Origin of the sequence: Bacillus licheniformis DSM 13 = ATCC 14580 (assembly GCF_000011645.1) — a bacterium.
GTDB classification, from domain to species: Bacteria; Bacillota; Bacilli; order Bacillales; family Bacillaceae; genus Bacillus; species Bacillus licheniformis.
On the sequence record NC_006270.3, the window covers coordinates 2,910,368 to 2,936,397 of the forward strand.

The following is a 26,030-nucleotide window of genomic DNA, read 5'->3' on the forward strand; positions in this document are numbered from 1 at the left end:
TGAAAGGAACCTTTTCACATTTTAACCCCTTTCACGCCTGGTCCTTTGCCTAAAAGCCCCGGCAAAAGGCCGTATTGATTGATGATTTTCAGTCCCGTATACCGGTCTCTGAGCTGATGGGCGTATGCGAGCGCTTCTCTCACCAGCTCTTCTTCAACATCGAGTTCTTTGAATGATACAGGCCCGCCGATACGCCTCATCCACTCTGCCATTTTCTTACCGTCAGGGAGCTTTTCATAAACGGAGCGAATCGCTTGCTCAGCGTGTTGATCACCCAGGCTTGCACCGATAAGAGATCGGTAAATGTCAGTCAGCATAATCGCGCTGCAGCCGACTTTAGCACCGTGGAGCACTTGCCGCTTATTGTTCTCCAGCGCTTTCATTTCAAGGTAGTGGGAAAGATGGTGCTCGCCGCCGGAAGCCGGCCTTGAATGGTCGAGAACCAGCATGACTAGGCCAGAAAGGATCAGCGATTCCATCAATTTCTCAATCCCATCCCGCATCTTGGCGGCGATGTCATCTTTTCGGTCAAGACATTGATCAAGCGCTTCCCTCGTGAGCCGGCTGGCGGCCGGACAATACGGCTCGCCGGCAAGCAAGCGGGAAATCTCCCAATCCGCAAGCGACGTCACCTTGCCGAGCATATCGCCAAAACCTGCGGCTACCATGTTCTGCGGCGCTTGACACAAGAGCTCCAAATCGGCAAAAAGCGCGATCGGCGCTGTCGTTTGAACCGTCTGTTTCTTTCCTTTTAAAATCAGCGGTGCGCCGGCTGAAGTAAAACCGTCAACCGACGGAGCCGTAGGAACTGAAATAAACGGAATGCCGCGCTGATAGGCGCAAAACCTGACGATGTCGTGAATCGTGCCCGCTCCGGCCGCAATTAGTACATCCGCATCAATCGGTACACCGATCAATGCACTCACCAATGTTTGCTCATCCGCCGTCACATCGCCCGCTTCATTAGCTTCCAGCAGCACCGGAACCGTTTCAGCCGTTTCCTCAAGAAGAGAGGCAATCCGCTTGCCGGCTAACCGTCCGGTTGTTTCATCATAAATGACAGCGGCTTTTTTATAGGAAGCCGATTTCACGAAAGCGGGCAGCTCTTGCTCAACAGCATTGTCGCCGATCGCGATTTTTTCGACTGTAAGCGGGTGGTGGACGGTTCCGCATTCGCATGCGCCCAAAGTTTTTTTCACATAAGAGATCAAGTCATTCATTGGCAGCTTCCCTCCTCTATTGGCCGTAATAGGCGTCTGCCCCGTGCTTTCGAAAATAATGCTTATCCTGCAAAGCGCTCTTAATCCGCTTAAGAGACGGATTCAGCATCAGGGAGCGGTACGCCATCTTGGCGACTTCTTCCAGGACGACGGCATTGTGTACGGCAGTTAAGGCGTCTTTTCCCCAGCAAAACGGCCCGTGATTGTTCACGAGAACGGCGGGCACCGCCAGGGGGTCAAGATGCCGGAACGTCTCTACAATCACTTTTCCTGTATTCAGCTCGTATTGACTCCTGATTTCATCGGGATCCATTTCCCGTGTACACGGAATGTCGCCGTGGTAGTAGTCGGCATGAGTCGTTCCGAGCGACGGAATGTCCTTCCCTGACTGAGCCCAGCTTGTCGCCCACGGGGAATGCGTATGGACGATCCCGCCGATCGATTGAAACTGCCGGTAAAGATAGAGGTGTGTCGGCGTATCGGAAGATGGCTTCAGATCCCCTTCCACAATCTCGCCGTCCATATTCAGAACCACTAAATCTTCGGCTTTCAAATCGCTGTATTTGACACCGCTCGGCTTGATGACGACCAGCTTATTCTCCCGGTCAATACCGCTGACATTTCCCCATGTAAAGGTGACAAGCCGGTATTCTTCAAGCTGCAAATTCGCTTTTAATACTTGTTCTTTCAAAGATTCCAGCACAGTTTTCTCCTCCCTCTAAGCCATCGCTTTACCGGTGTCAGAACTAAGGGACTGGATGTTTTTCAATTTTTTAAGGCGTTTCATCACATTGTTTTGCTTTCCGAAGTACGTGTAAAGCTCCTTATATTCCGCATAAAGCTGATCGTATAAGGAAACGTTTTCAGGAATTGGTTTGTACGTTTTATCCTTGATCTTGCCCATATGTGCGACTGCTTCTTCGATATGGTCGTAACCGCCGTTCATGCTTCCGGCCGCGAGCGCTCCGAATATCGCTGAACCTAAAGCCGGCGCCTGCGGAGATCCGGAAATTTTGATTTCCATGTTGGTGACATCCGCGTAAACCTGCATGATAAACGGATTTTTTTCGGCGATTCCTCCTGCGGCATACAGCTCCTCGATCGGCACGCCGCTTTGTCTGAACGTTTCAATAATGATCCTCGTCCCGTAGGCAGTCGCTTCAACCAATGCACGGTATATCTCTTCAGGCTTAGTGGCAAGGGTCATACCGAGCAGCATTCCCGTCAGATCGGCATCAACGAGTGTTGAACGGTTTCCGTTCCACCAATCCAATGCAAGCAAACCGCTTTCACCGATTTGGAGACTGCCGGCCTTTTGAGACAGCAGTTCGTAAATGGAAATCCCTTCGGCTTCAGCTTCTTTCAAATACGCTTCTGGAACAAAGTGTTGAATCAGCCAATGAAAATGGTCGCCAACGCACGATTGGCCCGCTTCATAGCCGACATAGCCCGGCAGAATCCCGTCTTCAACGACGCCGCACATTCCCGGCACCATCCTGACATCCTCGCCGAGCAGCATATGACAGGTAGACGTTCCCATGATCATCAGCATCTTGCCCGGCTCTGTGATGCCGACCGCCGGAACCGACACATGAGCATCAACATTTGCGACAGCGACCGCCGTACCTGCCAGAAGCCCTGTTTTCCCGGCCATTTCTTCAGTCAGTCCGCCCGCTTTTTCGCCTACAGAATAAATATCCTCCGTTAGTTTTTCCCGAACGATATTTTTCAGCTTCGGATGCAGGCTTGCGAAGAAATCGTCGGAAGGATAGCCGCTCTTATTGTTCCAAATCGCTTTATAACCCGCTGTGCAATTGTTGCGCTTTCTGGTTCCGCACAGCATATAGACGATCCAGTCGGCCGCTTCCATGATCTCGGCTGCGGCATCATAAATGTCAGGCGCTTCTTCCGCGATTTGCATCACTTTTGGAACGAGCCACTCGGAAGAAATTTTCCCGCCGTATGTTTGAAGAAAAGGTTCATTTCTTTCTTCCGCGATTTGATTTAAGCGATTCGCCTGCTCCTGTGCAGCATGGTGCTTCCAAAGCTTCACATAGCTGTGCGGTTCCGACGCATACTCTTCCCTCATACAAAGAGGAGTCCCGTTCTCGTCAACGGGCAAAATCGTGCAAGCCGTGAAATCGATTCCGATTCCGATGATTTCTTTCGGATCCGCTTTTGACTGTTTCAAAAGGCTCGGAATCGTTTCCTCCAGCACTTCAATGTAATCGGCCGGATGCTGGAGCGCCCAGTCTCTCGGAAGCTTTCGCTTTGAGACCGGAAGCTCCCGGTCTATCACCCCGTGCGTGTACTCTTTGACAGCTGTCGCGATTTCCTCACCTGTCCGGACATCGACGAGAACTGCACGCCCTGACAATGTTCCAAAGTCAACTCCGATTGTGTAAGGGATAAGTCCTCACCCCCTTAAAACTTGCGAAGCCGATATGCAGCTTCACTCCATTTGAGTTCATTGCGAAGATTTAAAATCGTTGTATCACGATTGATCAACACCGCTTCAATGCCCGACATTTCGGCCCAATCGAGCATCTGCTCGGCTGTCAGCTGGTACGAAAGGCATGTATGGTGAGCACCGCCAGCCAAAATCCACGCTTCAGCCGATGTTCTCAGAGACGGCTGAGGCTTCCAAAGTACGCGCGCCACCGGAAGATTCGGCATATCATGCGGAACCTTCACAGCTTCCACTTTATTGATGACAAGCCTGAAACGTCCGCCCAAATCAATAAGGGAGACATTGACCGCAGGACCTGCAATTCCGTCAAACACGAGCCGCGCCGGATCATCCTTTGCACCCATTGACAGCGGATGGACTTCAATTCTCGGTTTGTGTTCGGCAATCGAAGGGCACACTTCAAGCATGTGGGAGCCGAGGATCATTTCATTGCCCGGTTCAAAATGGTACGTGTAATCCTCCATAAATGACGTTTCTTTTCCGCCGGCCATCATTTTCATCATCCTGACAAGCGCAGCCGTTTTCCAATCTCCTTCTCCTCCAAAGCCATAGCCTTCAGCCATCAGCCGCTGAACAGCCAAACCCGGAAGCTGCTTCATGCCGTGGAGGTCTTCAAAGGTTGTCGTAAAGGCCGTATAGCCTCCGCTCGAAAGAAAGCGCTTTAATCCAAGCTCAATCCGCGCCTGCTCCTTGACGGATTCCCTTGCCGCTTCGCCTTCCGGCCACTCATAAAGCTCCTCATATTCGGAGATGAGCTCGCTTAGACTCTGTTCTGATACAGCATTGATCTCCGTGACGAGATCGCCGATTCCATATCCGTCGACAGACCAGCCAAGCTGAATCTGCGCTTCAATCTTATCTCCTTCTGTTACCGCCACATTCCGCATGTTGTCCCCAAATCGGGCGACTTTGATATGGCGGCTTTCAATATATGCGACCGCTGCGCTCATCCATTTGTCGATCGAGCGCTTTACTTCTCTGTCTTCCCAATATCCGGCGATTACTTTTCGAGGAATGCCCAATCTCGCTCCGATAAAACCGTATTCGCGGTCGCCGTGGGCAGACTGATTAATATTCATGAAATCCATGTCGATTTTATCCCACGGAATGTCCCGGTTAAACTGGGTATGAAAATGGAGCAGCGGCTTATTCAGCTCGGAAAGGCCGGGAATCCACATTTTGGCCGGTGAAAACGTATGCATCCAGGTGATGATGCCTGCGCACTCTTCGTCCCGGTTCGCCTCTTCAAACAGTTTTCTGACGCCGTCCAGCGAAGTGGCCACCGCTTTGTACTCGACTTGAAACCTTAAATCTCCGTCATTTAATCCGTTGCAGATCATTTTGGAATGCTCTTCTACCTCTTGTACCGCCTCTTCGCCATATAAATGCTGGCTGCCTGTCACAAACCAAAACACATGCGTCTTTGCCTGAATCAAATAGCTTCCTCCTCCTCGTCTTTATGGTGTCTGTGTAGAATAGCAAACTATTAAAACGCTTACAAAAAAACATAAATCATACCTTGATCTCAAACTGTATCGCGATTATATGTACGTACAACTAACATCAAAAACATATTTGTACGAACAACTTCATTATATCATTATGAAAAAAACTGTCAATTTAATTTCCGGTATGTTTTTTATTTTTTTTGACAGATTTCAGAACAAAAAAACCGGGCGGAAACCGCCCGTCATCTGCTGTTAATAAGTCGGCCACCCTTGGGAATCCCAGTACAAGTCATTGATGAGCAGCTTTGATACACCATTGTCCAGCGCGTCGTAAGCATGCCTGACAAGGATCGAGTTGTTCAGAACATCCTGATGTCCCGGCCCTTTCCAGCGGTCATTGCCGGAGTCCAGGATCGTCCCTCCGCCGTTCATCATATTTTTGCCGCTTTTATCATAATAGGGTCCCGTAATGCTCGTTGAACGGCCATAGGCTATTTTATATGTGCTGTCCACCCCTTTGCAGCAGCTGTCAAACGAGACAAATAAGTAATAGTAGCCGTCTTTGTAGGTAATGTTCGGGGCTTCAACCGCTCCTCCGTTATTCGGCCTTGAGGCGATCGAATACAGGCTTCCCGTCGGTTTCATCGTGTTTTTATCAAGCCTTGTCAGCTTAATGCCGCTCCAGAAGGAACCGAATGAGAGCCAGGGGTTTCCGTCTTTGTCAATGACCAGATCAGGGTCAATGGCATTAAACTGATCGCCGGATGTCGACCTGATGACCAGCCCGTCATCCCGCCATTGGCCGGATGAAATCCGGTCTGTCGATGCGAGCCCTATCGCTGATGTGTTTGAACCGAAAGACGAAACCGAGTAGTACAGCCAATACCGGCCGTTATAGTAGCTGATATCCGGTGCCCATTGATGCGGTTCATGATTTGGTACGTACATCTTCCACCATGACAATGGAGTTGGAAAAATACTCGGGGCAGCACTCCAGTTTCTCCCGTCTGTTGACTTAATGACACGCAGCCCTGTGCCGAGCCCTGTTCCAAATGTATACCATGTATTTCCCTCTTTAATGATAGAAGGGTCATGGATGAAATTGTCCCCTTTTGTGTCCCAAAACGCCGCTTTGCCTGATTCAGGCATCGAAAAAGACAGCAGCAGTCCGAATATCAAGGCCGCCAAAGACATTTTCCGCAACACATTTTTCATTCAGCTCACACTCCTGTTCTTGTAATGAAAAAAACAATGCCTCCCTTTCTTTGTCAATTTTTCGAACAATGTTTATATATGTAAGCGCTGTCTTTAACATTCCAAAAAACAAAAAAAGCTGACAGCTTGTAAGATAAGCTGTCAGCCTGCTCTTTCATCAGTCAAACGTAATGTTTTGAACCGTCTCTTTATCCAGTCGTTTAATGACTTCGGTAATTAATTTTACCGCATGTTCATAGTCATCCCGGTGAAGCATGGCCGCGTGCGTATGGATATACCTCGTCGCGATCGTGATCGACAGGGCAGGCACTCCGTTCGCGGTAAGGTGGATTGATCCTGAATCTGTTCCTCCGCCTGAGAGGGCGTCAAATTGATACGGAATGCCGGCTTCATCTGCCACATTCGTTACAAAGTCGCGAAGCCCTTTATGGGACACCATTGATGCATCATAAAGTATGATCTGCGGGCCTTTTCCCATTTTGCTTGCCGACTCTTTTTCGGTAATACCAGGCGTATCACCCGCAATTCCCACGTCGACACCGAAAGCGATATCAGGCTTGATCGTATGCGCGGCTGTTTTCGCGCCTCTCAGCCCTACTTCCTCTTGTACGGTTCCGACGCCGTAGACGACATTCGGATGATCGGCTCCTTTCAGGTTTTTCAGCACGTCGATTGCGATCGCGCAGCCGATACGGTTGTCCCATGCTTTGGCAAGCAGCATTTTTTCATTATTCATCACCGTAAATTCAAAGTAAGGGACGACCTGGTCTCCCGGAAGAACGCCCCATTCCATCGCTTCCTCCCTGCTCGACGCCCCGATGTCGATAAACATATCTTTAATATCGACCGATTTTTTTCTCGCCTCCTGAGACAGGACATGAGGAGGCTTTGAACCGATGATACCGGTGATGTCGCCTTTCTTTGTCACGACCGTCACACGCTGCGCCAGCATGACCTGGCTCCACCAGCCTCCGACCGTCTGAAAGCGGAGATAGCCCCTGTCATCGATCCGCGTAACCATAAAACCGACCTCATCAAGATGGCCGGCAATCATAATCTTCGGTCCGTCAGCCTGTCCAGTCTTTTTTGCGATTAAGCTTCCCAGTCTGTCTGTCGTAACCTCGTCGGCAAACGGTTCTATGTACGATTTCATGACTTGTCTGGGTTCTTTTTCATTCGCCGGAATTCCTTTTGCATCAGTTAATTCCTTTAGCATCATCAATGTTTCATCAAGCTTTGCCATCTCTATACAGCCTCCTTAATTAACCCTCATTTACTATTATACAGAAACATCCCTTTTCAATACGACCAATATCGTTTACAGCTTTTTTGGTTAAAAAATGAAACCTTGCGGGAACTGGTTCGTATATATTGGGATATACTCAAAATTACTTTCAAGGGAGGTTCTGTTTTAACATGATTGTCATCATATTGAGACTGGCTTTGCTGGCGCTTTTGGTCTACGTCGTGTACAGGGCCGTTCAATTTTTGGGGAGCCCGGACAGAAGGCTGAAATCAGCACAGGCAAAAAAGCACTTTTATGTTTTGGACGAACAAAAGAATACACGCAAAAATCTCAAGCTGACATTTAAAGGCGTGCTTTTCGAAGGAGAAAAACACATTCCTTCAAAAGACCATCCGCTGTTCATCCATACGATTTTTGTATGGACGGAAGCGCCTGAAGAAAAGCTCAGCTCTTTTACGGAAGAAGACTTCGCGGAACTTGAAGAAAATATTAAAGAGCACTATCCCGATTGCAAAATCGACTGGGATTCGAACATCCAAAAGTGGAAAAACAAAAAAGCAGAAGAGCAATAAAGCCTCGTCTGCTTTTTTAATTCATCATATAAAAGCCGGTCAAAACAGCTTGCACGCCGAGCAAAAAAGGAATGCCGAGCCTGAAGGAAAGGTGTTTTGTCTTATGTCTGAACCGCATCATCCCGAACCAGACGCCTGCGGAGCCAAAAGCAGCCGCAACGAGCCAGATGCGGCGCTCAGACACCCTCCATTTGCCTCTGACCGCTTTTTGCTTATCGGCTTTCATTAAGAAAAAACCGTATCCGTTTATGAGGATCATGTATATCCATATGAGAGTCAATTGTTCATTTCCCCTTGTTTTTCGGTTTGGGCGCCTGCTGCGGCCGGCCTCCCCGAATCGTTTTACATCCTGCTCGAAGAACAAAAGAAAAAGGCCGGAGCCCGGCCTTTTTTCAATTATTTATTCAATTGCGCTTTAGCAGCGTCTGCAAGCTGATTGAATGCGTTCAGATCGTTTACAGCAAGGTCAGCAAGCATTTTGCGGTTTACTTCGATACCGGAAAGCTTAAGACCGTGCATTAAACGGCTGTAAGAAAGACCGTTCATGCGCGCTGCAGCATTGATACGAGTGATCCAAAGTTTGCGGAAATCGCGCTTTTTCTGACGACGGTCGCGGAAAGCGTAGTTTCCTGATTTCATAACCTGCTGGTTAGCTACTTTATATAATGTATGTTTTGAACCAAAATAACCTTTTGCTAATTTGAGAACCTTTTTACGACGTTTGCGTGTAACAGTTCCGCCTTTTACTCTTGGCATTAGATTTCCCTCCTAATTATACCTTTTCCGAAATTACTTAATGTTGGCAAGCTGCTGCTTGATGCGTTTGAAATCGCCGGCGCTTACGACTGCGCTTTTGCGAAGCTTGCGCTTTTGTTTTTGAGATTTATTTGCGAACAAGTGACTTGTATATGCATGAGAACGTTTCAGTTTCCCGGAACCTGTCTTTTTAAAACGTTTCGCAGATCCGCGGTGAGTTTTCATTTTTGGCATGGATGTTTCCTCCTTAATTACTTTTCAGTTTTAGGCGCGAGCACCAGGAACATGCTGCGGCCGTCCATTTTCGGCTTCGTTTCAACAGTCGCCACTTCCGCGCAGGCTTCTGAAAAACGGTCCAGCACGCGCTGCCCGATTTCTTTATGCGTGATCGCACGGCCTTTAAAGCGGATGGACGCTTTCACTTTGTCCCCTTTTTGCAGGAACTTGATGGCGTTGCGAAGCTTTGTATTGAAGTCGTGTTCTTCAATACCAGGGCTCAGCCGAACTTCTTTTAAGTTAATGATTTTTTGATTTTTGCGTGCTTCCTTTTCCTTCTTCTGCTGCTCGAATCTGTACTTTCCATAGTCCATGATCCGGCAGACAGGCGGTTTTGCATTCGCTGCAACCAACACAAGGTCAAGATTTGCGCGACCCGCAATTTCCAGTGCTTCCTGGCGGGATTTGATCCCAAGCTGATCGCCATTTTGTCCGATCAAACGAACTTCACGCGCACGGATACCCTCATTAACCAATTGATCTTTGCTAATAATGAGCCACCTCCATAGAATCTTTGAATTGATTTCACAACTCATTTTGACCGTTTCTTTGCATTCCACAGGCAAACAAAAAGTGCGGGCATCGAAACACCCACACTGCGAACATTGCATAGAAAAATAAGAAATGTACGTTTAACCTGCCAACTACAAGAATGTGTCAATCAGGTGAGAAGCGGGTGCTTCTGCTTGTTGATATATATTCAATTCATTATCCATCTTACATAAACAAATCCTGCAAGTCAAGATATAAAATTTATCACAACATTTGCTATTATATCAGGACACATTTCAAATAGCAATGCTATTTTTTTATTTTTCTTTCAGCCGCTCTATCCGCCGATCATTTGAACACATAACGGAACGACAAACACGGTCACGACGCCGACGACGACAACTGCAATACTCGCCATTGCCGCTTCGACTTCCCCCATCTCAATTCCGACGGCGACGCCGAGGGCATGTCCTGATGTTCCGAGCGCCAACCCTTTGGCGATCGGATGCTGCACTTTGAAGATTTTCAAAAAAAGCGCGCCGAGCGCATAGACGATCACTGCGTTAAAGATGACGGCGAAGGCCGTAATATCTTGAATCCCGCCGATCCCTTTTGATAAAGGAAGAGCAATCGCCGTTGTGGCGGCCTGGGGCAGCATGCTTTTCATGACGGCTCCGTCAAGATGGAGCGCGTTTGCGATCAGATAGACGACGGCAACCGAGCAGACGGAGCCTGCAATAATGGCACCAAGGATTTGCAGCCAATACTTTTTCAACTTGTCCGCCTGTTTATATAAAGGAATGGCGAACGCAATTGTGGCGGGCTCCAAAAAGAACTTAATGATGTCTCCGCCGCTCTTGTAGTCCTCATATGAAAAACCGCCGATTTTTAAAAACGCGATCCCAAGAATCATCGCGACAAACAGAGGCGTGAATAAGAAAAAACCATTTGATTTTTTAAATAAAAAAGTGCCGGTGCCAAATGCGGCCAGTGAAACGACGATACCGAAATAAGGTGTCATAGCGTAAAGAACCTCCTATTGATTCAAGATGCTGTTTTTTTGGCTGGTTCAACTCGTGTGTCTTGACGGTCCTTTTTGCCGACAGACAGAATGAACTGTGAAAACAATCCTGTCGCTGCAAGCAGAATGACGGTGGCCAGGAAAATCACGAGGACGATCGGCAATCCGTATTTCTCCATGACGCCGAGCGAATTCATCACTGATATTCCCGACGGAACGAACAAAAAGCCGATCAGCGAAGTGAGCGCCGTGCCGAGCGATTCAACTTGTTCAAGCTTCAGCACTTTCGTACACAGCAATGCAAACAACAGCACCAAACCGATGACAGATGGAGGAATCGGGATGGGCAGAACCGCGGCGATTCCGTTTGAAATAAACATCATAACAGCAAAAATAAATGCCTGAGTTAAAAAGCCGTATTCTTTTTTACCCTTCATTTCGTTCACCTCTTTGGCTGTGTTGGGTTCATTATATAAAAAGAGCCTCCCCAAAAAAGCGTTTTCAAAATAACTTGCCGGATACGGCCCCTCAATTGCAGAAATGGGAAGCTGAAATGCAAATCACTCTTCCGGCTTTGCAAATTCTTCACAATTATTTAAATTCCAGAATGTGCTAATGAAGCTAAGCTGATCGTATAGTGGTTAATGAGAAATTGATGAGGAGGCCCTGACCCATGGACCATTCAAGAGGAGGCCGCTTTGTTCCGTCTGGCGAATTTGCATCTTTGGCAAGGCGCGGCTTGATGCCTGAAGACGCTTCAATCGCCGCAGGCGCGCCCCGATTTGCAGATTATCCATTCAAGCTTGGAGTGGCTTCAGGAGACCCGCATCCCAACGGGTTTGTCATCTGGACGAGGCTTGCCCCCGATCCGCTTGCCGAAGACGGATTAGGGGGAATGCCTGACAAAGCTGTCCCTGTTCAGTGGGAAGTAGCTGAAGATGAACATTTTCACAAAGTGGTGAAGCGCGGGACGTCCTCTGCGCTCGCTGAGCTTGCCCACTCCGTTCATGTTGAAGTGCACGGTTTAAAGCCGGGAAGCTATTATTGGTACAGGTTTAAAGCGGGCAGGGAAATCAGCCGGACAGGCCGTACAAAAACCGCGCCTGCCCCGCACGCCGACATCAAGGGGATGTCGTTCGCCCTCGCCTCGTGCCAAGCTTGGTACCACGGGTATTTTACGGCTTACCGGCATATGGCCGAAGACCATCCGGACGTTGTTTTTTTCCTCGGAGACTATATTTACGAATATGCCATTAATGCTAAAAATCTTTTCCGCGATGTGACTTTATCCGCTGCCCACAACGCAAAAACCGTCACCCTCAGCCAATACAGACTCAGATATTCTCTTTTTAAGACAGATCCGGACCTTCAGGCCATTCATGCGCTGGCTCCCTGGGTTGTGACGATGGATGACCATGAGGTTGAAAACAATTATGCCGGCATCCATTCGCAATACAACACTTTTCCGGACGATTTTCTCCGGCAGCGCGCAGCGGCGTATCAAGCTTTCTATGAAAATATCCCGATCCGCAGCACATCGATTCCAAAGGGGCCTGACATGCTGATGTACAGGCGGTTCCGCTATGGAAACCTGGCTGAATTCAATGTTTTGGACACCCGGCAGTACCGCAATAATTTTCCGGCAAATGAGGCTGAACGGCTTGAGCCATCCCGCTCCATACTCGGATTTGACCAGGAGCGCTGGCTTTTTCACGGCTTGAGCCGGTCTGACACGATTTGGAACTTTTTAGTCCAGCAAGTCGTGCTGGCTCAAATCGACCGCGACACAGGTCCTGGAGTTGAGTACAGCACAGACCAGTGGGACGGCTTTCCCGCTTGCCGCGACAGGCTTTTTTCCGCATACAAGGCATACGGCATCCAAAACCCCGTTGTACTGACAGGGGATATCCACAGACATGCCGCCGCCGACTTAAAAGCGGACTTCGATGATGCGGGGTCAGCGACAATCGGAACCGAGCTGATCACAACTTCGATATCTTCGGACGCTGACGGCAGCGAGACCGATTCTTTGGCGCCGATCTGGCTCGGAAACCCGCATGTCAAACTGTACAATGCACAGCGCGGCTATGTTCGCTGCCGCTTGACGCCCCGGCAGCTCGAAGCCGACTTTCAGGTTCTTCCTTATATCACACGTCCCGGCGCTCCAGCCTCAACTTATGCCAAGTTCGCCGTTGAAGCAGGACGCCCCGGGCTCCAGCGCATGTTTTAGCTAAAAAACGGCGGTGAAAGACGAATTAAGCCCTTCACCGCCGCTGATCATTTTTTCACACCATATGCAGCCGTTTTTTCAGCTCTTTCGCGTATGTACGGCTGACAGGGATCGTGGAGCCGTCTTTCATCAGGAGGTTGTATGTCGAATTGAACCAGGGTTTGACCTGTTTAATATGATCCATATTTGCGAGAAAACTTCTGTGCACCCTGATCAATGCCGTCTGCGAAAGCTTTTGTTCGAGTACAACCAATGTATCGTGAACCGTGTATGCCTGATCAAAAGTCTTCACTGTGACGTGTCCGCCTTCTAACCCGGCGTATACGATTTCATCGGGATCGAGCACGACGATCGATTCGTCAATGCTGAGAGCCAGCCTGTGGTGGCCTGCAAGCTGCCGCTCCTCCTGTTTGCCGGGGCGCATCCTTTTATATTTGTGGATTGTCTGTCTGATTCGCTCCTCATCAAACGGCTTTGTCAAATAATCAATCGCATCCACTTCAAATGCTTTCAGCGCATATTCATCATAAGCGGTCGCAAAAACGACAGCCGGAGGCGCCGACATTTTTTTCAGCCGCTGCGCAATGTCAAAACCGTTCTCCCCTGACAGATCGATGTCCAGGAAGAGGATATCGGGTTTGCGATCCGCCATTTTGTCAAACGCTTCTTCGATATGTTCAGCTTCGTCAATCGCATCCACTTCTTCAGTCTGCTCTAGTAAATATCTCAGCTCGTCCCGCGCAAACATTTCATCATCCACGATTAATACCTTGAGCATCTCTGTTCCCCTCTCTTTCGGTTTGAAAAGGAATCTTGAAGGATATCTCTGTTCCTTTATCAAGTTCGCTGGCAATCTGCAGAGCAGCCTGGTGCCCGAACAAACCGGTGAGCCGCTGGTTCACATTGTAAAGCGCCGTCCCATTTCCTTCCTTTGAAGGGGCGGGCGCCTGCCCCAGCTGTCCAAGCATCTCCGGATTAATTCCCCTGCCGTTGTCTGACACCTTCATCAAAACGCCGTCCCGCTCTCTCACAGCGGATACTTTTACCGTGCATACCTTTTGTTTTCTCGGAAATGCATGGCGAAGCGCATTTTCAACGAGCAGCTGCAAGATAAAAGGAGGGATTTCCATATTTTCAAGGCCGTCCTCGATATGAAAATCAATATGATACTTGCCCGGAAATCGGGCCTGCTCCAATGATAAATAGGCTTCCAGATGGTTCAGCTCTTTTGAAAGCGGAATCATCAGCTGCCTGGCTCCCTGCAGATTGGAACGAAAATAAACGCTCAGCTGCAAGAGAAGTTTTCGCGTTTTTTCCGGATCTGTCCTGCACAGAGCAGAAATCGTATGGATGGCATTAAATAAAAAGTGCGGATTGACCTGCGCTTGAAGCGCCTTGATTTCGGCATCTTTCAAAAGCTTGCTTTGCAGCTCAGCCTCACCGAGTTCTAGCTGAGTGGAAAAAAGCATGGCAAGCCCTTCGGCCAGCTCTTCCGTCACACGGTTAAGACCGGACGGGTGCTTGAAGTACAGCTTCAGCGTGCCGATTGTTTCGCGGTTGGAGAAGAGCGGCAGTACGATCGCCGCCTGCAGCGGACAGGAACGGTGCGCACACTCGATTTCATCGCGCGACTTCACTTTCATGACCTTTCCGGTTTGAATGACTTTTTTCGATAAACCGGTGATCAGATTTTTCGAAGGAATATGATGATCTGCTCCATCTCCGACATGAGCGAGAATGTTCTCTCTATCCGTAATCGATACGGCATCCGTCCCTGTCATGCGGTGTATAATGAGAGCGGCGCTTTTGCAGGAATCCTCATTCAGTCCCCGGCGGAAAAAAGGAAGCGTCTGATCCGCTATCGAAAATACCTTATGGGTCTGAACGGCCCGCGCCTGTTCCTCTTTGCGGATAATAGACTGAATGATCGATAGAAAAATAAAGCTGCCCGTCCCGTTGACAATCATCATTGGAATGCCGATCATCTGAACAAGCGCAAGTGCCTCAGCCTGCGGTTTTGCAAGCACGAGAATCATAAGCATCTGCAGGCCCTCCATACAAATGCCCGCAAGAGCGGCTACCCGCGGTGTCACCATCTGGTGCCGATTCCTGAAAAAGCTGCCGATATAACCCGCAATGACACCTGCCAGCAGTGAAGAAACCGCGCAGCTCAAAGCCGTCGTCCCTCCCAGTGAAAAACGGTGAATGCCTGAGAGCAGTCCGACACCCGCTCCGACAAACGGCCCTCCGATCAAGCCGCCGATTTCGACGCCGAGAATTCTCGTATTGGCAATCGAGCTTGACGGGTCGATTGCGAAAATCCAGTCATTGTTCAAAATCTCGCGCTCCCGGATTTCAATGCCTGTATAGTTGCTGATGATGCTGAACAAGGAAAAAATAAAGATGAGAACTCCCTTGCCCTTATACCCTTCCGGATGCTGTAGGTGCTGACGGAACACCTTCATATGGGCCAACATAAAGCCCAGAATGACGATGATCCCCACTCTCTCCAGCATCATAATCATGAGTTGGACCATGTACTTCCCCTTGCTTTCTTTCTGAATCGGAATCTGCTCTTATTCTATCATACCTCTCTTTATTCACTCTTTGAGACGGCATGGCTTTAAAACCTTTTAACGGCCAAAACCGCTTCATGAGCAAAATAAAAAAGGCAGCAATTGTCTGCCGCCGTTTACTTATTTGCTGCTTCCCACTTTGAAATTAACAATCAGCCACACAACTTGAATGATGAATGGAAATATAAATGCAATTAACAAAACGATAAATGCTATTAATTTAAGTTCAGGTGTTTGAGCAACACCAGCGCCATCAACATCTCTCAGCCAAACAACAGCTGCTCCGATTACAAAAACGGCCGTCCACAATATGTTGCAAATCCACCAAAATACCCAGCGTTTTTTCACAATACCATTCCTTCCATCTCCTCAACTATAAAACGATTCTTCCTCCCGCGCATGGGCCAGCATCACCATCATCAAATAGATCTTAGAAACGTTTTCCAAACAATAGATTTCGTTTCATTTTATCATATTCAAGAAGCTTTCACACTTTGATACTGCATTACATCACATTCTTAAATCATTTCTTTCACATCCCTTTGATCTATTGTAAAATAAATGAGAGAATTCTATAAATTAATGGCAGAGGAGAAGATGATGAAAGCCGTATTTTTTGATTTAGACGATACATTGCTCTGGGATGAAAAAAGCGTCAGCACAGCATTTTCCAAAACGTGCCTTAAAGCTGAAGAAAAATACGGAATCCATGCGGAAGAATTTGAAGCAGCCGTGCGCGAAGCAGCGCGAAAGCTTTACATGTCTTATGAAACATATCCATACACCGTCATGATCGGCATCAACCCATTTGAAGGACTGTGGTCAAACTTCAGCGAGCCGATCAGCGAAGGGTTTCAAAAACTGAACAAAATTGTTCCCGAATACAGAAGAAACGCATGGACAAACGGATTGAAGGCGTTTGGCATCGACGATCCCGCCTTCGGGGAAGAACTCGGCGAATATTTTGCGGCAGTGCGCCGAAAGAGCCCTTTTGTTTATGAAGAAACATTTGCCGTTTTAGATGAGCTGAAAGGAAAAGTAGAGCTTCTTTTGCTGACAAACGGCGATCCGAGCCTGCAGAAAGAAAAGTTGGCAGGCGTACCGGAACTTGCTCCTTATTTTAATGAAATCGTGATTTCCGGTGAATTTGGAAAAGGAAAGCCTGATCCAAGCATATTTGAACACTGCCTCACCCTCCTCGGCATGACAAAAGATGATGCCGTGATGGTCGGAGACAACTTGAACACCGACATTCTCGGGGCTTCCAGAGCAGGCATCCAAACCGTCTGGGTCAACCGCAAAGGCAAAAAGAATGAAACTGATGTTGCACCTGATCACGAAATCAGCCATTTAAGCGAACTGTTCGATATCCTCCGCGGACAAGCAGCGGACAAGCTAAGCAAAAAAGCATGACTCCCGGGCGGGAATCATGCTTTTTTCTTGTTTATTTCTTTGCTTCAGCAACGGCTTTTTTGATAAAGTCTGCAATTGCAACCGTTTCTGATTTTTGCTCTCCGTATTTGCGGACGTTGACGGCTTCGTTTTCAACTTCCTGGTCGCCGACGACAAGCATGTAAGGGATTTTTTGCATCTGCGCTTCACGGATTTTATAGCCGATTTTCTCGTCGCGGGTATCGACTTCAACGCGAAGCCCTTCACGCTGCAGGCGCTCTTGAACTTTTTTGGCGTAGTCAAGATGCACAGACGGCGATACAGGGATGACCTGGAACTGAACAGGGGCAAGCCATGTCGGCAATGCGCCTTTATGCTCCTCAATTAAGAAAGCGACAAAGCGTTCCATTGTCGATACGACACCTCTGTGAATGACGACCGGACGATGAGGTTTTCCGTCTTCCCCGACATATGTCAGATCGAATTTTTCAGGAAGAAGGAAGTCCAGCTGAACAGTTGACAGAGTTTCCTCTTTGCCGATTGCTGTTTTGACCTGAACGTCAAGCTTCGGTCCGTAGAAGGCCGCTTCCCCTTCAGCTTCGTAATAATCATGGCCGATCTCGTCCATCGCCTCCTTCAGCATCGATTGCGCTTTGTTCCACATTTCATCGTCATCGTAGTATTTCTCTGTATCTTCAGGGTCGCGGTAAGACAAGCGGAATGAATACTCTTCCAGTCCGAAGTCTTCGTATACATCCTGAATCAGGCGGACAGTTCGAATGAACTCGTCTTTGATTTGATCTGGACGGACGAAAATGTGGGCGTCATTCAGCGTCATTCCGCGGACGCGCTGCAGCCCTGAAAGAGCCCCTGACATTTCATAGCGGTGCATCGTTCCGAGCTCGGCGATCCGGATCGGAAGCTCACGGTAGCTGTGAATGTCGTTTTTATAAATCATCATATGGTGCGGACAGTTCATCGGACGAAGCACAAGTGTTTCATTGTCCATCTCCATCGGCGGGAACATGCCGTCTTGATAATGATCCCAGTGGCCTGATGTTTCATACAGGTCTTTGCTGCCGAGGACAGGGGTGTACACGTGCTCATAGCCGAGCGCGAGCTCTTTGTCAACGATATAGCGCTCGATGACGCGTCTGATGGTCGCACCCTTTGGCAGCCAAAGCGGCAGACCCTGGCCGACTTTTTGCGAATTGGCGAACAGCTTCAGTTCTTTTCCGAGTTTTCTGTGGTCGCGTTCTTTCGCTTCCTCAAGGAGGCGAAGATGCTCTTCAAGCTCGGCTTTTTTGAAGAAAGCCGTCCCATAGATGCGCTGGAGCATCTTGTTGTTGCTGTCTCCGCGCCAGTATGCCCCCGCAAGGCTCAGCAGCTTGAACTCCTTGATTTTGCCCGTCGAAGGAACGTGAACACCGCGGCACAGATCGAAGAATTCGCCCTGCTCATAGATCGATACCGTCTCGCCTTCCGGAATCGCATCAAGCAGTTCCAATTTCAGATCATCGCCGATTTCGGCAAACAGGGCTCTGGCTTCCTCTCGGCTGACTTCTTTTCTTACGATCGGCAGATTTTCCCCGACGATTTTTTTCATTTCCTTCTCAATCTTCGGAAGGTCTTCCGGAGTCAGCGCTTCTTCCAAATCCACGTCGTAGTAGAAGCCGTTTTCGATAACCGGGCCGACCCCGAGCTTCACGTTTTTATACAGGCGCTTGATCGCCTGGGCCATTAAGTGTGCAGTACTGTGGCGCATGATTTCAAGCGCTTCTTCGCTGCCTTCTGTAATGATTTCGATGGCGCCGTCCTCAAGGATCGGTGCGCGCAGATCGATTTCTTTGCCGTTTAATTTCCCCGCTATCGCTTTTTTCTTTAAGCCGGGACTGATTGATGCCGCGATATCTTCTGTTGTCGTCGCTTTTGCAAACTCCTTAACCGCTCCGTCAGGAAATTTGATTTTTACCATATCTGACATCCTAGTCACTCCTTTTTTTTACAAAATAAAAAATCCCCGTCCCCCTAAGAAAGGGACGAGGATTAATAAACGGAATTCGTGGTTCCACCCTTTTTCCCGAAAACGCAAAAAACCCGGCGCGCTCTCGGCTTTCGGTTCTGTAACGGGAAGTCCCGTCAGTCATTACTAGACAAATTGCCGTTCACAACTGATGTTCAAAGGCGGTAAAAAAATGATCCTTGGCATAAGAGACTTTCAGCCATGGTCTCCCTCTCTGTCAAACCGGTGTTCATCTTTTCATGTCCTTATCAATACATGATATCTTTAAGTTTATACCGTATTATAAATTGTTTTTCACGCAAAATCAAGAATGCTCTTCCAAAATGTTTTCCCGCGGATGAAAGGCGCCAAGCGGAAGAATCCGCACCCTCTCCTGAAAAATATTTTGAATGGTCTGAACCATGGCGTGTTCCCGGTCTTCTGTATAGAGGTCTATTTTTTCCGGCGCAATCGATACGAGCGGAGCCAGGAGATGGGAATCAATATACATTGGGTGTTCTCTTACGAACCGCCTGTCTATGTATTTTTTTTGTTCCCGTTCAGAAATATACTTTAATTCCCACAATACAAAGTAACCGTCGTGCACAATGTGGACATGGTCAAGCATCGGCTCTTTCGACATGACGTAGTCTCTCAGCGATTGAATGAATGTCTGATATTCCTGCTCCATTTTATACTCGTCGATCGCCGCCTCCACATAAGATCTGAGGCGTTCATAATACTTCGCAAGGCGAAACGTCATAAATGACCGAATCGAAAAGACGTTTTCCTCAAGACAGATCGCTTGGAGCTCCTGAATGATGTAATGTTCGCGAGGGGTGTCGTCCTTGTTGAGAGGAAGCCCTTCAAGTTCGCCCTCCATAATGCTGTGGGCCAATTGAAGAATCTGCTGCTGTTCATCCCGGTCCAAAAAGTAATAATCGCCTTCAATGACCGAAAGCATGTATTCATCTTCTTTGCATTCTGTAAAAAATCTCGTCAGAACCGGCTCAATATAGGCCTGAATACTGACAGAGGAATGGGTCTTTTCAATTCCGATCTTCCCTGGCGCTTCGTGAATCCTGATATGCCGATTCGCATCCGCATTGCGAAGGAGATGCAAAAACGCGGCTGTATCATAATCATCTTCAAATGTAATTTCAAGCATGTTTGTCCCCCCTAACAACATCTGTTACATGTATATGGGGGTGACAAATAAAATAGACGTAAAAAAGGATGAGCCCTTAATCGAGGAGCGCCTGCACTTTTTTTCTGAACAAAAGCGGCACTGTAATGAATATCAGGTAAATTGCGGCTGTAACCGCAATCGCTAGGATGTCGCCGGTCAAGAGGCTTGACCCGAGCACGTTTAAAATAATGGTGCCCGGTATGATACCCGCGGCCGTCGCCAGGGCAAACGACAGAGGCTTCACTTTGGAAACGCCTGCCGCATAGCTGACCGCGTCAAAATGAATCGGCGCCAGCCTCAAGAGCAAAATGCAGAAAAAGCCGTTTTTCCGCAAAAGCGTCCGCAGGCTGTCGAGCTTCAGCGGCATGTGCTGAAAGTATCCGCCGAGCCTGTATGCAAGAGCGAATGATAAAAATGCACCGCCTGCCGCACCGATAAAAGAATACAAAGAGCCAAACAGCGGACCGAATGCGAGGCCGCCGCTGACGGCGAAAACGGAAGCAGGAAGCAGCAAAAACGGCCGGATCATCAATAGTCCGATATAGATCAACGGGGCGAAAATCCCAAAGGATAAGACGCCTTCTCTTATATGAGCAGGGCTCAGATTCAGGTATTTCGCATTCAGCCATAGTCCGGCCGCCGCGATTACGGCGATTACCGTCCATTTGGCCAAGGTTCTTTTTCGCATCTTCTTCATCTCCGTGATTGAAGCTCGGTGTCAAATGATTACTGACGCCGGTTTTTCCCGTCCAGCCGGACAGGCGTCGCTAAATACAGCACCCTTTCCATCAGCCTTGCCGCTTTTACTTCTTCTTTTTCTCCCCTTTGCGAATAGGTGAAATGGTGTTTCAGTTCATCAGGATCAAAGTTTGAAGAGAAAAACGTCGGCAGCTGCTGGGACATTCTGTGCTGAAGGATGGCGCCGAGCACCTCATCCCTCACCCAGCTTGACATGGACTCCGCACCGATGTCATCGAGCATCAGAATCGGCGTAGACTTGACCATATCAAGCTTTTCCTCAAGCGACTGATCATGTATCGCATTTTTCAGCTCCCTGACAAATTCAGGGACATAGACGAGAATGGACGGATGATCCTTTGCGGCAAGCTCATTTGCAATGGCGGCCAGCATAAAGGTCTTTCCGACCCCGAACTTCCCGTAGACGTAAATGCCTTTTCCCTTTCCCGTTTCGTTATAGTCATGCAAGAATCCCGTCACAAGCTGAAGGACCTTCAATCTGCTCGGGTCATCTCCGTCAATATCGGCAAACGTAGCATTCAGAAGATCCTGTTGAATATAGATGCTTTTAATCAGCGACCTCTGTCTTTCCCTCTCGTCCGCTTTCTTTTTTTCCGGACACCTATCGTATTGAACATCGATTGTTTTTCCGTTCAGCACAAGCTTTGGATGATAACCCTGTATCAGGTTTTTGCATTCTTTCAGACCCGGGCAGTCTTGGCATGCTTTGCTTTGCTGTGTATATTCATAAAGCTTGTTAAGGCTCCTGTCGATCATTCCTTGATCCACTTCTGACTGGCGGCTGTTTAAAAACGCCTGAACATCCTTGTCAGAGAGCACTTTTTCTTTCATATCTTCAAGGCGTTTTTTAAAATCGGGTCTCGTCGTCACGCCTTGCAAAGCGCGTTTAATCGGCTCCATCATCTTGTCACCTCACATTAAAGAGCGGAATGGTTTTTCAGTTTTTTTACTTCTTCGAGCAGCTTCTGTTTCTGCTGGTCAAAGCCTTCTCTGGTTGCAGGACCAGCCTGCTCTGTTTCCAGCGGTTTGCTGTCAGCATCGTCACTTTCCCGAAGCCAATCAGGCAGCTTTTCTTCTCTGATGACTTTCTTGTTCCGGGAAGTCTTTTTCTTCCCTTCCGCCCATTCAAGATATTGGCGGTTTTCTTCTTTCGCAAGCTTCATGGCCTCTCTAACCGTACGAACTTTTTTTCTGGCCCAGTGGGAAGCGATTTTTTGCGTGTAATTTTTCGAAAGCTTCATATCGGTTTTCAGCATGACATAATAAATCAGAACATTGATGACGCCGGGCTCTAATTTTTGGTCAAGCATAATTTCTTCTATAATTTTCAGATCGGCTTTGGATGGTTCCGCTCCGCCGCCAATATCCTGCAGCAGCTTTCTTGGCGATACTTGCTCAAGCAAAGCGATCAAATTGTCTTCCTTGGCGTTTGTGGACGACTGTTGATTCGGCTGTTCGCGGAGATTCATCGGCTGCACTTTGTCGACGAGTTCCGGAAGCGGGCCGCCGCGCTCGATCTGATACCAGTCGCTCGCCGCTTTTCTGAGCGCCTCTGTCGTGATCATATCGTGTTCGTCAACGGCTGACATGACGACGTTTTGCATCTGAAGCGGTTCGATACCGTAGAGAAAGGCCAGCTTTTTAATCGTTTCCTTCACTTGGTCTGTCAGCGCTTTTCTCGGGATAAGCGTGTCAGATAAACCGGCGAGAAACAGTTGAAAGTCAAAGGCGCCGTCTGTGACTGCTGCCGGTTGGCTATTCCCTTCTTTCATCCATTCATGATCTTCGCGAAGCTCCATCGCTTCGATCATATCGTCGGACATCTTCCATTCGCTCGGCTGGACAGATGCAAAAACTTCATTGAAAGAACGGGTGATGTCCCGTGCTTCTTCAGGAACAGACGGGTGGGAAAAATATTCTTTCAGCTGCTGAAACCTCGCCTTTCCGACGCGGTTGTACAAGAAGACATTCAGCATGCCGTCCTGAAAGAACTCGTCCGGTCTGAGCGGCGGAATCAATTCATATATAAACAAACGTTCGTGTTCCGTTTCTTTTATATAAGTTTTCAACAGTCCGATCCCCTCAAGCTTTTCCTTTTCTGAGTGGATCGTCTTCAGGCTGGTCTGCATCGCCGCCATCAGCTGTCTGTGAGTCGAGCTTTTTCCCCAGACTCTGTTTTGCTCCAGCTCTCCCCACAGCGTGAGAAACAAGCTGAACGAAAAAGAGCCGATTAAAGGCTGATACAATAGCGTGACAATTTGCCGGTCCAAATCCTGCAGCAATCCGCTGCTTTTGACAACATACGGATCGACAGGAAGCAAATCTTTCCAATAATTACTCATATCTTTTGTCAACCTTCCACTTTGTTTCTTGTCCTCATTTTACACCTTTTTCAGGCCTTCATGTCACACGACTGTGTTTTTGTCATGAGAAAAGAGCTGGATCAATTTACAGCTCTTTACCGTTCTTTCTTTATTAAATCTTTCAGCTCGTCGATAAATACGTTAATATCTTTAAATTGGCGGTATACTGAAGCAAATCGGACATATGCGACTTCGTCGATTTTCGCAAGCCTGTCCATCACCATTTCTCCGATCATGTCGCTCTTCACTTCAGAAACGCCTTGATTTCTAAGCTCTTTTTCAATTTCAAAGCAAATATCCTCAAGCTGCTTCAAGGCGACAGGGCGCTTTTCGCACGCTTTGATCAAACCGCGGAGCATTTTCTCGCGGCTGAATTCTTCCCGGATTCCTTCTTTTTTTACGACGATGAGCGGAATTTCTTCCACTTTTTCAAATGTAGTAAATCGATAGTTGCACGATTCGCATTCGCGTCTTCTGCGAATCGATCTGCCTTCGTCAACCGGACGGGAGTCCAAAACCCTCGTCCCATTATGCTGACATGCTGGACATTTCATTTTTTCAGCTCCTATTCAATTGTTTGAATGTACAGATTCCTGCAGCTTTCCGTCCAGTTCGCTGTATAGCGTCGAGACAAGCCCGCGGCTGTAGCCAAAATCGGTCGGCAAAAACGTTTCCGTTGACACATTAAAGTCCACCGCTGTATCAAAAGGCCGAATCGAAACGACTGTCGCCACCACAAAAGCTTTTCTCGTTTTTTTAATTTCGGCGCTGATTTCTCCTCTTTCCTCCGACACTGACGTCACCTTGCAGCCGTCAAGGCCTTCCAGCACTTCCTTTACAGCATTGAGCGCTTCTTTTGACGCCGCTTTATAATAGCGGCTCTTCAGCTCTTCCGAAGGATGGCGGTCAGACGTTTCGGCGTGTGTAGAAAAAAACCGTTGAATGTTTTGAAAAAGACTCATATCCCCTGTCCCCTTTGTCTTTCTTCTCTATATTTTATTAAAAAAATGGTTGATTTCCAAGGGAAAACAAAACAGCAAGAGAATGCCGGGGAATATGTTTTGGGGATTTTCGGGAGAGGAAAGAAAAAGGAGCGGATTTTAAAAGCGGTGTCCGCTTTTTCATCCAGCTCCTCTATCGGCATTAAAGTGCCTGTGCTTTGGCTTTGGCCTGTTTCACCTGAACAGGTCCCATGCCTCTCGGTATTTCAATGTTCTCTCTTGTTTCCGCTCTTAACTCTTCTGCGATATAATCGGCAGCTACGTTCGGATCTAAATCTCCGCAAGTATAAACATCAATGCTGGCATATCCGTGTTCAGGAAAACTGTGAATGGTCAAGTGAGATTCTGAAATAATCACGACCCCGCTTACACCTTGAGGCGCAAACTTATGAAAGGCTACCTCACGTACCTCAGCACCTGACTTCAGTGCCGCATTTACAAACGTTTTTTCAATAAAATCCATGTCATTCAGCTTATCAAAATCGCATCCCCACAGTTCGGAGATAACGTGACGCCCCATTGTTTCCATAGCATGGCCCCCCCTTAACAAGAATTAAAAAAGTGAATTTCCAAGCAACTGAACCGGTCAATTACCACGGGGGAAAGTTAGTCCGGAGAGGTCCTAACCCTTTAAGTAATGCCGAAGCGCTCACGAACTAGAAGTTCACGAAAAATAGTATACTTTGTTTGAATATTTTTTGCAAGGCGGTTTTATCATTTGATGGTTAAGGGGTATTTATTTTTTTATCCGTCCATGCTCTTATTTTATACAGCTGAGGGGTGTTTCATTCTTGAAGCCGCGTATCTGATCAAATCGACAACCCTGCACGAATATCCCCATTCATTGTCATACCATGCAAGCACTTTCACCTTTCTGTTTTCAAGCACCATTGTCGAAAGACTGTCGATCACCGCCGAGTATGGATTCGTATTAAAATCGGATGAAACGAGCGGTTCATCGCATACATCGATGATCCCGGACATGGAGCCTGCCGCCGCCATGCGGAACGCCTCATTAATATCCTCCGCCGTCACATCGCTTTTCAAATCAGCCACAAGGTCAACGAGCGACACATTTGAGACGGGAACGCGCAGGGCCAGGCCGTGCATTCTACCCTTTAAATGGGGCATGACAAGTGACAGCGCTTTCGCGGCGCCTGTCGTTGTCGGAATGATCGAAGATCCGCAGGCGCGCGCCCTCCTCAAGTCTTTGTGCGGATTATCAATATTTTTTTGATCATTTGTAAAAGCGTGTACGGTTGTCACCAGGCCGTTTTCAATGCCGAATGCATCATCAAGCACTTTTGCGACTGGAGCGAGACAATTCGTCGTACAGGAAGCGTTTGAAATAATCGTATGACGCTCCGCATCAAAATCGCGTTCGTTGACGCCCATCACGATTGTGATGTCTTCATTTTTGCCCGGCGCCGTCAAAATAACTTTTTTCGCGCCGGCTTCAATATGTGCTTCCGCTTTTTCCTTTGAGTTGAATTTCCCCGTCGCTTCCACGGCGATGTCGATTCCGTATTGTGCCCACGGAAGAAGCTTAGGGTCCCTCTGATTGGTCAGCATGACCTTTTTACCGTTAACGAACAGGCAGTCTTCTCCAGCCTTTACATCAAGTTCATAACGGCCGTGATTTGTGTCATACTTTATTAAATGAGCGAGCGTTTCCGGAGGGTAGCTCGCATTGATCGCCGCAATGTCAATCTGTTCATCAAGCATCGCTTTTCTAAACACCATTCTGCCGATCCGGCCGAATCCGTTTATCGCAACTTTCACTTTCATCAAATATGCACCCC

At 48.1% G+C, this 26,030-nt stretch carries 27 protein-coding genes and 1 other annotated feature; of the genes, 3 read left to right on the plus strand and 24 right to left on the minus strand.

Annotation, left to right across the window (positions count from 1 at the left end; all coding sequences use genetic code 11):
• Positions 1-14: 14 nt before the first annotated feature.
• The 6 genes from TRNA_RS36475 to TRNA_RS36500 all read right to left on the minus strand — a co-directional run bounded on the left by TRNA_RS36475 (position 15) and on the right by TRNA_RS36500 (position 7,596).
• Complete coding sequence (locus TRNA_RS36475) at positions 15-1,220, minus strand: sn-glycerol-1-phosphate dehydrogenase (protein WP_011198184.1); 1,206 nt, start codon at positions 1,218-1,220, stop codon at positions 15-17.
• A 16-nt stretch (positions 1,221-1,236) separates the two neighbouring features.
• Positions 1,237-1,923 (minus strand): L-ribulose-5-phosphate 4-epimerase, encoded by a 687-nt coding sequence (gene araD / locus TRNA_RS36480; protein WP_011198185.1) that lies wholly within the window; start codon positions 1,921-1,923, stop codon positions 1,237-1,239.
• Between the two features lie 15 nt (positions 1,924-1,938).
• Entirely contained in the window at positions 1,939-3,630 is a 1,692-nt protein-coding gene (gene araB / locus TRNA_RS36485) for a ribulokinase (protein WP_025805113.1), read from the minus strand.
• 14 nt (positions 3,631-3,644) lie between these two features.
• Complete coding sequence (araA, locus tag TRNA_RS36490; RefSeq protein ID WP_003184257.1) at positions 3,645-5,126, minus strand: L-arabinose isomerase; 1,482 nt, start codon at positions 5,124-5,126, stop codon at positions 3,645-3,647.
• Between the two features lie 264 nt (positions 5,127-5,390).
• Complete coding sequence (locus tag TRNA_RS36495) at positions 5,391-6,353, minus strand: glycoside hydrolase family 43 protein (RefSeq protein WP_003184259.1); 963 nt, start codon at positions 6,351-6,353, stop codon at positions 5,391-5,393.
• A 157-nt stretch (positions 6,354-6,510) separates the two neighbouring features.
• Positions 6,511-7,596, minus strand: coding sequence for a M42 family metallopeptidase (locus TRNA_RS36500; RefSeq protein ID WP_003184261.1), 1,086 nt, complete (start codon positions 7,594-7,596; stop codon positions 6,511-6,513).
• Between the two features lie 173 nt (positions 7,597-7,769).
• Here TRNA_RS36500 and TRNA_RS36505 point away from each other — a divergent pair, with 173 nt between their 5' ends.
• Complete coding sequence (locus TRNA_RS36505; protein WP_009329349.1) at positions 7,770-8,171, plus strand: hypothetical protein; 402 nt, start codon at positions 7,770-7,772, stop codon at positions 8,169-8,171.
• Between the two features lie 16 nt (positions 8,172-8,187).
• Here the strand turns inward: TRNA_RS36505 and TRNA_RS36510 are convergent, their stop codons facing one another.
• The 6 genes from TRNA_RS36510 to lrgA form a co-directional block, all read right to left on the minus strand.
• The gene (locus TRNA_RS36510) at positions 8,188-8,451 is read right to left on the minus strand and encodes a DUF1294 domain-containing protein (protein WP_003184264.1); all 264 of its coding nucleotides are present in this window, start codon (positions 8,449-8,451) and stop codon (positions 8,188-8,190) included.
• A gap of 116 nt (positions 8,452-8,567) precedes the next feature.
• Positions 8,568-8,927 (minus strand): 50S ribosomal protein L20, encoded by a 360-nt coding sequence (gene rplT, locus TRNA_RS36515; protein WP_003184266.1) that lies wholly within the window; start codon positions 8,925-8,927, stop codon positions 8,568-8,570.
• A gap of 33 nt (positions 8,928-8,960) precedes the next feature.
• Positions 8,961-9,161, minus strand: coding sequence for a 50S ribosomal protein L35 (rpmI, locus tag TRNA_RS36520; protein WP_003184267.1), 201 nt, complete (start codon positions 9,159-9,161; stop codon positions 8,961-8,963).
• A gap of 17 nt (positions 9,162-9,178) precedes the next feature.
• On the minus strand, positions 9,179-9,697 hold the full coding sequence (infC, locus tag TRNA_RS36525; protein WP_111304963.1) for a translation initiation factor IF-3: 519 nt from the start codon (positions 9,695-9,697) through the stop codon (positions 9,179-9,181).
• A gap of 67 nt (positions 9,698-9,764) precedes the next feature.
• Positions 9,765-9,897: a sequence feature (ribosomal protein L20 leader region), on the minus strand.
• 135 nt (positions 9,898-10,032) lie between these two features.
• On the minus strand, positions 10,033-10,716 hold the full coding sequence (gene lrgB, locus TRNA_RS36530; RefSeq protein WP_003184270.1) for an antiholin-like protein LrgB: 684 nt from the start codon (positions 10,714-10,716) through the stop codon (positions 10,033-10,035).
• A gap of 23 nt (positions 10,717-10,739) precedes the next feature.
• Positions 10,740-11,153, minus strand: a complete 414-nt coding sequence (lrgA, locus tag TRNA_RS36535; protein ID WP_003184272.1) for an antiholin-like murein hydrolase modulator LrgA — start codon at positions 11,151-11,153, stop codon at positions 10,740-10,742.
• Between the two features lie 236 nt (positions 11,154-11,389).
• Between lrgA and TRNA_RS36540 the strand changes: the two genes are divergently transcribed.
• Entirely contained in the window at positions 11,390-12,946 is a 1,557-nt protein-coding gene (locus tag TRNA_RS36540; RefSeq protein ID WP_009329353.1) for an alkaline phosphatase D family protein, read from the plus strand.
• A gap of 55 nt (positions 12,947-13,001) precedes the next feature.
• Here TRNA_RS36540 and TRNA_RS36545 read toward each other — a convergent pair whose 3' ends face one another.
• From TRNA_RS36545 to TRNA_RS36555, 3 genes are all read right to left on the minus strand, one after another.
• On the minus strand, positions 13,002-13,724 hold the full coding sequence (locus TRNA_RS36545; RefSeq protein WP_003184275.1) for a LytR/AlgR family response regulator transcription factor: 723 nt from the start codon (positions 13,722-13,724) through the stop codon (positions 13,002-13,004).
• A complete protein-coding gene (locus tag TRNA_RS36550; RefSeq protein WP_011198186.1) occupies positions 13,699-15,483 on the minus strand; it encodes a sensor histidine kinase in 1,785 nt (594 codons plus the stop codon). The genes TRNA_RS36545 and TRNA_RS36550 overlap by 26 nt, the downstream gene beginning before the upstream one ends.
• Before the next feature lie 159 nt (positions 15,484-15,642).
• On the minus strand, positions 15,643-15,870 hold the full coding sequence (locus TRNA_RS36555; protein WP_003184279.1) for a DUF3923 family protein: 228 nt from the start codon (positions 15,868-15,870) through the stop codon (positions 15,643-15,645).
• 252 nt (positions 15,871-16,122) lie between these two features.
• Between TRNA_RS36555 and TRNA_RS36560 the strand changes: the two genes are divergently transcribed.
• The gene (locus TRNA_RS36560; RefSeq protein WP_003184281.1) at positions 16,123-16,935 is read left to right on the plus strand and encodes an HAD family hydrolase; all 813 of its coding nucleotides are present in this window, start codon (positions 16,123-16,125) and stop codon (positions 16,933-16,935) included.
• Between the two features lie 31 nt (positions 16,936-16,966).
• Here the strand turns inward: TRNA_RS36560 and thrS are convergent, their stop codons facing one another.
• The 9 genes from thrS to TRNA_RS36610 form a co-directional block, all read right to left on the minus strand.
• The gene (thrS, locus tag TRNA_RS36565; RefSeq protein ID WP_003184282.1) at positions 16,967-18,898 is read right to left on the minus strand and encodes a threonine--tRNA ligase; all 1,932 of its coding nucleotides are present in this window, start codon (positions 18,896-18,898) and stop codon (positions 16,967-16,969) included.
• Between the two features lie 343 nt (positions 18,899-19,241).
• Positions 19,242-20,084: a putative sporulation protein YtxC gene (gene ytxC / locus TRNA_RS36570; protein ID WP_009329355.1), complete on the minus strand. Its 843-nt coding sequence runs from the start codon at positions 20,082-20,084 to the stop codon at positions 19,242-19,244.
• Positions 20,085-20,160: 76 nt separating this feature from the next.
• Positions 20,161-20,793 carry a TVP38/TMEM64 family protein gene (locus TRNA_RS36575; RefSeq protein ID WP_003184286.1) on the minus strand — a complete coding sequence of 211 codons (633 nt, stop codon included), beginning with the start codon at positions 20,791-20,793 and terminating at the stop codon, positions 20,161-20,163.
• A gap of 38 nt (positions 20,794-20,831) precedes the next feature.
• The gene (gene dnaI / locus TRNA_RS36580; protein WP_011198187.1) at positions 20,832-21,764 is read right to left on the minus strand and encodes a primosomal protein DnaI; all 933 of its coding nucleotides are present in this window, start codon (positions 21,762-21,764) and stop codon (positions 20,832-20,834) included.
• Positions 21,765-21,781: 17 nt separating this feature from the next.
• On the minus strand, positions 21,782-23,206 hold the full coding sequence (locus TRNA_RS36585) for a replication initiation and membrane attachment family protein (RefSeq protein ID WP_003184290.1): 1,425 nt from the start codon (positions 23,204-23,206) through the stop codon (positions 21,782-21,784).
• Between the two features lie 116 nt (positions 23,207-23,322).
• Positions 23,323-23,781 carry a transcriptional regulator NrdR gene (nrdR, locus tag TRNA_RS36590; RefSeq protein WP_003184292.1) on the minus strand — a complete coding sequence of 153 codons (459 nt, stop codon included), beginning with the start codon at positions 23,779-23,781 and terminating at the stop codon, positions 23,323-23,325.
• 15 nt (positions 23,782-23,796) lie between these two features.
• Positions 23,797-24,189: a hypothetical protein gene (locus TRNA_RS36595; RefSeq protein WP_009329356.1), complete on the minus strand. Its 393-nt coding sequence runs from the start codon at positions 24,187-24,189 to the stop codon at positions 23,797-23,799.
• Between the two features lie 181 nt (positions 24,190-24,370).
• Positions 24,371-24,757, minus strand: coding sequence for an adenosylmethionine decarboxylase (gene speD, locus TRNA_RS36605; RefSeq protein WP_003184296.1), 387 nt, complete (start codon positions 24,755-24,757; stop codon positions 24,371-24,373).
• 236 nt (positions 24,758-24,993) lie between these two features.
• Positions 24,994-26,016 (minus strand): glyceraldehyde-3-phosphate dehydrogenase, encoded by a 1,023-nt coding sequence (locus TRNA_RS36610; protein ID WP_009329357.1) that lies wholly within the window; start codon positions 26,014-26,016, stop codon positions 24,994-24,996.
• Positions 26,017-26,030 lie beyond the last annotated feature (14 nt).

What these genes read in the sequence shown, in the direction of transcription:
- TRNA_RS36585 (WP_003184290.1), bottom strand. Translation starts at nt 23,206, where the DNA reads ATGAGTAATTATTGGAAAGATTTGCTTCCTGTCGATCCGTATGTTGTC.
- lrgA (WP_003184272.1), bottom strand. Translation starts at nt 11,153, where the DNA reads ATGAAGGGTAAAAAAGAATACGGCTTTTTAACTCAGGCATTTATTTTT.
- TRNA_RS36505 (WP_009329349.1), top strand. Translation starts at nt 7,770, where the DNA reads ATGATTGTCATCATATTGAGACTGGCTTTGCTGGCGCTTTTGGTCTAC.
- lrgB (WP_003184270.1), bottom strand. Translation starts at nt 10,716, where the DNA reads ATGACACCTTATTTCGGTATCGTCGTTTCACTGGCCGCATTTGGCACC.
- ytxC (WP_009329355.1), bottom strand. Translation starts at nt 20,084, where the DNA reads ATGCTTGAAATTACATTTGAAGATGATTATGATACAGCCGCGTTTTTG.
- TRNA_RS36540 (WP_009329353.1), top strand. Translation starts at nt 11,390, where the DNA reads ATGGACCATTCAAGAGGAGGCCGCTTTGTTCCGTCTGGCGAATTTGCA.
- TRNA_RS36575 (WP_003184286.1), bottom strand. Translation starts at nt 20,793, where the DNA reads ATGCGAAAAAGAACCTTGGCCAAATGGACGGTAATCGCCGTAATCGCG.
- TRNA_RS36560 (WP_003184281.1), top strand. Translation starts at nt 16,123, where the DNA reads ATGAAAGCCGTATTTTTTGATTTAGACGATACATTGCTCTGGGATGAA.
- dnaI (WP_011198187.1), bottom strand. Translation starts at nt 21,764, where the DNA reads ATGGAGCCGATTAAACGCGCTTTGCAAGGCGTGACGACGAGACCCGAT.
- TRNA_RS36595 (WP_009329356.1), bottom strand. Translation starts at nt 24,189, where the DNA reads ATGAGTCTTTTTCAAAACATTCAACGGTTTTTTTCTACACACGCCGAA.
- TRNA_RS36500 (WP_003184261.1), bottom strand. Translation starts at nt 7,596, where the DNA reads ATGGCAAAGCTTGATGAAACATTGATGATGCTAAAGGAATTAACTGAT.
- rplT (WP_003184266.1), bottom strand. Translation starts at nt 8,927, where the DNA reads ATGCCAAGAGTAAAAGGCGGAACTGTTACACGCAAACGTCGTAAAAAG.
- TRNA_RS36545 (WP_003184275.1), bottom strand. Translation starts at nt 13,724, where the DNA reads ATGCTCAAGGTATTAATCGTGGATGATGAAATGTTTGCGCGGGACGAG.
- TRNA_RS36610 (WP_009329357.1), bottom strand. Translation starts at nt 26,016, where the DNA reads ATGAAAGTGAAAGTTGCGATAAACGGATTCGGCCGGATCGGCAGAATG.
- TRNA_RS36550 (WP_011198186.1), bottom strand. Translation starts at nt 15,483, where the DNA reads ATGGTCCAACTCATGATTATGATGCTGGAGAGAGTGGGGATCATCGTC.
- TRNA_RS36475 (WP_011198184.1), bottom strand. Translation starts at nt 1,220, where the DNA reads ATGAATGACTTGATCTCTTATGTGAAAAAAACTTTGGGCGCATGCGAA.
- thrS (WP_003184282.1), bottom strand. Translation starts at nt 18,898, where the DNA reads ATGTCAGATATGGTAAAAATCAAATTTCCTGACGGAGCGGTTAAGGAG.
- speD (WP_003184296.1), bottom strand. Translation starts at nt 24,757, where the DNA reads ATGGAAACAATGGGGCGTCACGTTATCTCCGAACTGTGGGGATGCGAT.
- rpmI (WP_003184267.1), bottom strand. Translation starts at nt 9,161, where the DNA reads ATGCCAAAAATGAAAACTCACCGCGGATCTGCGAAACGTTTTAAAAAG.
- TRNA_RS36495 (WP_003184259.1), bottom strand. Translation starts at nt 6,353, where the DNA reads ATGAAAAATGTGTTGCGGAAAATGTCTTTGGCGGCCTTGATATTCGGA.
- nrdR (WP_003184292.1), bottom strand. Translation starts at nt 23,781, where the DNA reads ATGAAATGTCCAGCATGTCAGCATAATGGGACGAGGGTTTTGGACTCC.